Annotated in this window: 1 protein-coding gene and 1 pseudogene; one reads left to right on the top strand and one right to left on the bottom strand. The window is 44.1% G+C overall.

Features of this window, described 5'->3' with window-relative positions; translation table 11 throughout:
• Positions 1 to 552, bottom strand: a 552-nt coding sequence (locus tag A3735_RS24375; protein WP_197486013.1) for a PstS family phosphate ABC transporter substrate-binding protein, incomplete at its 3' end; no start/stop codon positions are given.
• A 360-nt stretch (positions 553 to 912) separates the two neighbouring features.
• Between A3735_RS24375 and A3735_RS24370 the strand changes: the two are divergent.
• Positions 913 to 1095: pseudogene (locus A3735_RS24370) on the top strand (acyl-CoA thioesterase); the annotation flags it as partial.

The raw sequence follows: 1095 nt of genomic DNA, 5'->3' as shown, positions 1-1095 counted from the left end.
ACCTGATACAGAGTTACGACCGAAAAGCTGAACAGTTTGGCCAGCCAAGTTACCCGTCACACCCAAGTCACCCCAAGTTTTTACTTCTTTGTCGAAGCCACACTTACGAGTAGATGAAAAAACCGCGTCGATCTGAGGAATAGTCAAACCTTTGATTGGGTTATCTTTGTTTACGAATACTGCTAATGCATCGATTGCAACTGGAACGGCTGTTGGCGCATAACCGTGACGCTTTTCGAATGCGCCGCGCTCTTTGTCTTTCATCATACGGCTCATTGGGCCAATGTTTGAGGTACCTTCAGTCAAAGCTGGAGGCGCAGTTGAAGAACCCGCTGCTTGAATCTGAATGTTTACATTTGGGTAGTTACGCTTAAAGTCTTCGGCCCAAAGTGTCATCAGGTTTGCCAAGGTATCAGAACCAACACTTGAAAGGTTGCCTGAAACGCCACTGGCTTTCTCGTATTTAGGAAGGTTTGGATCAACATCTGCGTGTGCAGTGCTCACAGCACCTAATGTACTGAGGGCTAAGATACTAACTATTTTCTTTATCATCTTGAGTGCTCCTAAGTGGCTTAATTGCCGAAAAATTTGTTTGCTTACTTTCTTGATGAGGCCACTATAAAGATGCAATGTTACAGTTATGTGACAGCTCCGTCTTGTTTGTCACATAAGTGTCATAAGAATGTAAAAAAACTGTTAGATCCCATATCTACGGGGCTTAGCGGGGAGTTGTTGTATTGCTTAGATAGCTAAATCTAAGAAAGTCGCTTCGGCATTGACCAATTTTTATGACAAAAAATGAAATATTCGGGGCCAGTTCAAGTTTTGGTCACATGTGTATGATTTTCACTGGCACTTTTCCGATCTTGGCTATACTGAAAGCAAGCCGCTTTATTAAAGGAAAGAGATCAAATGAATTCATCTGAATCGGGTTTGGGGCCTTCGGGTCGTCTGACTTTGCAAGTCATTGCGATGCCTCGTAATACCAATGTACATGGTGACATTTACGCTGGCTGGTTAATGGAACAGATGGATTTGGCCGCAGCGACCGCAGCGAGCCAGATATCTAAAGGCCGCTCAGCGACTGTTGCGATT

Source organism: Oleiphilus sp. HI0061 (genome assembly GCF_001635675.1).
This window is presented reverse-complemented; position numbering and strand designations above follow the sequence as displayed.